A 6,080-nucleotide genomic window follows, 5' to 3' on the forward strand; every position below is an offset into this window, starting at 1 on the left:
GGGAGGGTCCTGATCGTGCGACGCGGGTTCCTGCATCCCGCGTGACGTCTCACACCGCGGTGCCGGAGTCCCGCGGCTCGACCGTCACATCCTGGTGCCGAAGTCCTGCGTCCACCACGGGCCGCCCGNNGTGGCCGGGGCTGTTCATCCAGGAGTCCATCACCGACTCCGGGGTCCGCTGGCCCTCCGCTATGTTCTCGCCGTACGTCGACCAGCGGTAGCCCGCCGCGGTGATGCGCTCGCCGGGGCCCTTGCCGTCGGGGTCGGTGTGGTCGAAGAAGCCACGGGCGGCCATGTCGTCGGAGTGCCCCTGCGCGGCGGCGTCGAGCTGGGGGCCCTCCGTGACCGGGCCGCATCCCGCCGCGGCCCGCTCCTTGTTGACCAGCGCGACGACCTGCGCCACGGTGCCGGCCGGAGCGGGCTGTGCCGGCGGGGTGGCGACCGGCCGCCGAGTCGGCCGGCTCTGCTGCCTGGACGCGGGTGTGGTGGGCGTCCTTCTGGCCGGCGGGTGCGGGGTCCTGCTGCTGGCGGCGCTCGGGCTCTTCGACGGGGACACGGACGCGGACGCGGAGGGCGAGGGGGACGCCGAGGGCGCGTTCCCGGCGTTGCCGTCGGGGGCGGCGAGGTCCGTGACGGGGGTGGTCGGCGGGTTCGCCACCGTCTCTCGTTCCGGGCCGGCGTCGGAACCGCCGCCGAAGTACCACAGACCGGCACCGCCCACGCACAGGGCCACCACCGCGGCGCCCGCCGTGCGCCGCCGGAGGCGGCGACGCCGGCGTGCCGCCTCGCGGGAGGCGACCCGGCCGCCCGCCGCGGCCGGCGGGGACGGCGAGCCGACGGGCGCACCGTCGAAGGCGGACCGTATCTCCGGCAGCAGTGCGAACGGCACCGGCACCAGCGCCAGACCGGCCAGCAGTCCCTCGGCGGGCATCAGCCCGCTCCACATCCCCGCGCAGCGCACGCACTCACGGGCGTGCCGGGCTATGCGCTTGCGCCACAGTGCGGACGGACGGCCGTCCCAGGTCGCCAGCAGGCCGCTCAGCTCCTCGCACCGCGGGCGTGAGTCGAGGGCCCGCACGACCACCCGCGCGGACTCCAGCTGCGCCTTCATCCGCTGCACCCGGACCGCCGTGTGCTGGGAGGACAGCTGCAACGCCTGCGCCACCTCGGCCCGGGTCAGCTCGCCGGCGCACTCCAGCCACCACAGCGACAGCAGCCCCCGGTCGTCCGGCTCCAGCCAGCGCGTGGCACGCGCGGTCTCCTGGCGCTGCCCGGACAACTGCAGGCGCACCATGGTCAGATCCACGAAGTCGGCACCGGGATCGGCGACCTCGCCGACCTGCTCGACGGCGCCCGGAGCGACCTGCCGGTCCTGCCAGTGCGCGCGGACCCGGTTCATCGCGATCGCCACCAGCCAGGACCGGAAGCTCCCGGGAGCACGCAGACCGCCCAGCCCGTCCAGGGCGCGGAGCATGGTGTCCTGCACCACGTCGTCCACGTCCACCGAACCGTTCAGAGCCCGGCCCACGATGTTGTACACGAGCGGAAGGTGCGCGCTGACGAGGGCGTCCTGCGCCTGCGGGTCCCCCTCCCGGGCAGCGGTCACCAGGGCCGCCAGCTCCACCGTGTGCTGTGTGCTCACAGGAGAAGTTCCCCGTCCCTCGACGTCGGTCGATGATGTCCGATGCCTGGGAGACGGCTGAAGGCGTCCCGGATAGCAGTTCTTCGCAAGGCCGATCGAAAAGCCGCCGAAACGCCCCCTCCTGCGCCGAGACGCCGCCCTTTGCCACGCCGAAGCGCCCGCCCTCCCCTTACGGGGGAGTGGAGGGCGGGCGCGTATCGGGGCGGTGCTTCACAGCCGGGGGCCGCAGGCTCAGGCGTTCTTGATCGCCGAGATGTCGAAGTTCAGCTTGATCTTGTCGGAGATGAGGACGCCGCCCGTCTCCAGCGCGGCGTTCCAGGTGAGGCCCCACTCGGAGCGCAGGATCTCGGCCTTGCCCTCGAAGCCGACGCGCTCGTTGCCGAAGGGGTCCTTGGCGGCGCCGTTGAACTCCAGGTCGATGGTGAGCGGCTTGGTCACGCCCAGGATGGTCAGGTCACCCGTGATGCGGTAGTCGTCGCCGCCCAGGGCCTCCGCCTTGGTGGAGCGGAAGGTCATCGTCGGGAACTCGTCGGTCTTGAAGAAGTCCGCGCTCTTCAGGTGGCCGTCGCGGTCCGCCGAGCCCGTCCCGATGCTGTCCATCGTGACGTCGATCGAGGCCGTGGACGCGGCCGGGTCGGAGCCGTCCAGGTTCAGGGTGCCGGTGAAGTCGGTGAACGAGCCCTTGACGTTCGTGACCATGGCGTGCCGCGCGACGAAACCGAGCGTGGAGTGCGCCGGGTCGATGGTGTACGAGCCGGTCAGCGCGGCGAGGTCCGGGTTCACGGAGGTGGCGGCGGTGGCGGTCTCGGTGGTGGGGGTCTTGCGGCCGAAGAGGCCCATGGCGTGCTCCTTGGGGACGGTGTGGCTCGGCGCGAAGGTGGAGCGCCGATGATGTTGAATGTTCAACCAGGTCAACACAGACGACCGTAGACGTATTCCGTTCGACTTTCAACATCATCCGTGTGCGTGTTGCGGAAACTGCGCACGGTCACCTCGCACAGCCTCTGGCCAACGCGCGTAGACCTCGGGCACCATCTCCATGCACCACCTGCACAGCCGCCCCACAAGCGAGCACGGCCAACCGCAGGAAGGGTTCCCCCATGAAGGTCATGAAGGTCATGAAGGCCCGGGCCGCCCTCACCGCCCTCGCCCTCGTCGTCGCGCCCGGTGTCGCCGTCGTCGGCACCGCGACCGACGCCTTCGCCGTCACCAAGATCAGCCACGCCACCGCGACCCAGATGTTCCGTCAGGTCGGCATCACCTGGTCCTCGTCCGGCAACTGCTCGGACCGGAACAACCCCACCTGTACGTCCTTCGAGCAACTCAACCTCGCCACCGCGCAGGGCGCCCAGACCCTCAAGGGCGCCAGCGGCTGCGCCCTCAACATCACCGGCGGGACCGAGACGGGACACGCCTCCGGCACCTACTCCCACTGGAACGGCTACAAGCTCGACTACGGCAAGAACACCTGCATCACCGGCTACATCAAGAACAGCTTCACCTACATCGGCCTGCGCGGCGACGGCGCCCCGCAGTACAAGTCCGGCTCCGGCAACATCTACGCCGACGAGGGCAATCACTGGGACGTCCTGTACTACAACTGCGGCGGCTGCTGAGCGGCGGCCGTACCCGGCCGGTCCGTCCGGGGCGGCGGCGGTGCGGACCGCCGCCGCCCTGGCGGGCCGGCACCGTTGACGCGGCCCGTGTCCGCGGTTAGCCAGTTGTCATGACGAAGCATCAGCAAGCGACCGACGCCAGCAGAGCCTTCGTACGACCCACCCGCCGCACCGTCCTCCGCGCCGCGGCCCTCCTCGCGGCCCTCACCGGCACCACGGTCACCACCGGCTCCCCGGCCCCGGCGCTCGGCCTGGCCGCGGGCCCCGCCGATCCCTACGACTCCCTCCGCCTCCGCTGGCTCGGCATCGCCCTCGGTACCGGATACGACCCCACGGCCGAGCCCTACGCGTCCCGACTCGCCGACACCGGCCGGCTGGCCCGAGGCTTCCAGAGCACCATGGCCCCGACCGCCACCTCCCTCTGGCCCGGCTACCCGTTCGACCCGCCGGCCGGTATCACGCAGAGCTACAGCCGCCTGTGGACGATGGCCCAGGCCTACGTGCAGGCCGGCACCGGCTCCACCGGCGACCCCGGCCTGCTCGCGGACATCCTCCGCGGCCTCGACCACCTCTCCGCCACCGTCTACAACCCCGCCACCGCCCGCTACGGCAACTGGTGGGAGTGGCAGATCGGCAGCCCCCGCCTGCTGATGGACATCACGGCCGCCCTCCACGACGAGGCCACCGAGGCCCGGCTGGCCGCCGCCTGCGCCGCCGTCGACCACTTCGTCCCCGACGCGATGCTGCACGACTACTCCGGCACCTCCACCGGCGCCAACCGCGTCGACCTGTGCCGCAGCGTCGCCCTGCGCGGCATCCTCGGCCGGTCCCCGGACAAGATCGCCCTCGCCCGTGACGCGCTCTCGCCGGTCTTCCCGTACGTCACCACCGGCGACGGGCTCTACGCCGACGGCTCGTTCGTCCAGCACACCTGGGTCGCGTACTCGGGGACGTACGGACAGGTGATGCTCGACGGACTCGGGCGGCTCTTCGCCCTGCTGGCCGGATCCCCCTGGGAGGTCACCGACCCGAACCGGCAGAACGTCCTGGACAGCGTCGAGCACGCCTACGCCCCGCTGATCCACGACGGCCTGGTGATGGACAGCGTCAACGGCCGGGCCATCAGCCGGGGTTACCTCAAGGACGACGACCGGCACGTCATGCGCAGCGACCACTTCCACGGGCAGGGGCTGATCGCCGCCATCACGCTGCTCGCACAGGGCGCGAGCCAGGACGAGCGCGACCGCTGGCACGCACGGGTCAAGGGCTGGATCGAACGCGACACCGTCACGCCCGCCCTGACGGCGCCCCAGTTCGACGTCGCCGATCTGGCCCGGCTGCAGGCGGTCGCCGACGCACCGATCGCCCCCGCGCCCGAACCCCTCGGCCACCGCCTCTTCGCTGCCATGGACCGCGCAGTTCACCGCCGCCCCCGCTTCACGGCGAACATCTCCATGGCCGGCGACCGCATCGCCGCCTACGAGTGCGGCAACGGCGAGAACCCGCGCGGCTGGCACACGGGCGCCGGCATGGTCCTGTGGTGGGCGGCCGGGCGGCCCACCGACCAGTACACCGACTGGTTCTGGCCGACCGTGGACTGGTACCGGCTGCCCGGCACCACCGTCTCCACCAAGCGGCTCGGCGACCGTGCGGGCGGCGAGTGGGGGCAGCCGCGGCCGGACGTGCGGTGGGTCGGTGGCACGACCGACGGCGAGTACGCGGCGATCGGACAGCACATCAAGGGGCTCGACTCCACCCTGCAGGCCCGAAAGTCCTGGTTCTGCGCCGACGACGCGGTCATCTGCCTCGGCGCGGGCATCACCTGCTCCGACGGCGTGCCGGTCGAGACGGTCGTCGACAACCGCAACCTGGGGGAGGGCGGCACGCAGGCCTTCGTACGGGGGCGCGGCTGGGCGCATCTGGAAGGCCACGGCGGCTGGGTCCTCCCCGGGGGCGACGGCCTGAGAACCCTGCGCGAGGACCGGACGGGAGCCTGGTCCGACATCAACACCACCAGCTCCACCGAGCGCCGCACCCGCCGCTGGCAGACCCTCTGGCTGGACCACGGCACCGACCCGGCCGACGCCTCCTACGTCTACGTCCTCATGCCCGGCGCATCCCGGCACGCGGTCGCGGCCCGGGCCGCCGACCGCCGTTGGTTCGCGGTCCTGGCCAACGACGCCGCCTGCCAGGCGGTCGCCGTGCCCTCTCTGGGCCTGCTCGCCGCCAACTTCTGGCGCGCGGGTACGGTGGGACCGCTGACCGCGTCGGCCGGCGCCAGTGTGCTGGTCCGCCGTCAGGGCCGCACGGCTACGCTCTGCGTGAGCGAGCCGCCGCGCACGGGCGAGCCGCTGGAGATCACCTGGGAGAGCCGGGACCGTCCCGTCCGCCGGGTGCTGCGGGCCGACGACACGGTCGAGGTGGTCTCGACGGGCCCCCGTCTGGGCCTGCGTGTCACTCCGGGGATGGCATGCGCCACACATGAATGTGAGGTGGCTCTCGCGCCCTGACTTTGTGTGATCTCTACAACGCCGGAGCCCTCTGAGCAGTCGGAAAGGCTGCAAGACCCTTCGGTTCTGTTCAGGGGTACCAGGAAAACGGGCCGGAGACTGTACGGAGTCGACGGCTCGCTTTCCTAGGTGTCCTTCGTAAGGTCACTACATGACCGTTTTGGAAGAGACGACGGGTGAGCCGACCGGCGAGCCGACGGACGCGCGGGGGCGGGTCGCCGAACTGCACGAGATTCGTGCGCACGCGGTGGCGGGTCCCAGCGAGAAGGCGACCGCGGCGCAGCACGCCAAGGGCAAGCTGACCGCGCGGGA

General features: G+C 71.8%; 3 protein-coding genes and 1 pseudogene. 2 read left to right on the forward strand and 2 right to left on the reverse strand.

The window, feature by feature from the left end:
* Positions 1-84: 84 nt before the first annotated feature.
* Both BZY54_RS35325 and BZY54_RS35330 read right to left on the reverse strand, forming a co-directional pair.
* Positions 85-1,642, reverse strand: a pseudogene (locus BZY54_RS35325) (sigma-70 family RNA polymerase sigma factor).
* 231 nt (positions 1,643-1,873) lie between these two features.
* Positions 1,874-2,482, reverse strand: coding sequence for a YceI family protein (locus BZY54_RS35330; protein ID WP_086729408.1), 609 nt, complete (start codon positions 2,480-2,482; stop codon positions 1,874-1,876).
* A 278-nt stretch (positions 2,483-2,760) separates the two neighbouring features.
* Between BZY54_RS35330 and BZY54_RS35335 the strand changes: the two genes are divergently transcribed.
* Both BZY54_RS35335 and BZY54_RS35340 read left to right on the forward strand, forming a co-directional pair.
* On the forward strand, positions 2,761-3,258 hold the full coding sequence (locus BZY54_RS35335; protein WP_208640872.1) for a hypothetical protein: 498 nt from the start codon (positions 2,761-2,763) through the stop codon (positions 3,256-3,258).
* Positions 3,259-3,368: 110 nt separating this feature from the next.
* On the forward strand, positions 3,369-5,768 hold the full coding sequence (locus BZY54_RS35340) for a polysaccharide lyase 8 family protein (RefSeq protein ID WP_086729409.1): 2,400 nt from the start codon (positions 3,369-3,371) through the stop codon (positions 5,766-5,768).
* The last annotated feature ends 312 nt before the right edge of the window (positions 5,769-6,080 follow it).

Source organism: Streptomyces carpinensis (assembly GCF_002154505.1).
GTDB lineage: Bacteria > Actinomycetota > Actinomycetes > Streptomycetales > Streptomycetaceae > Streptomyces > Streptomyces carpinensis.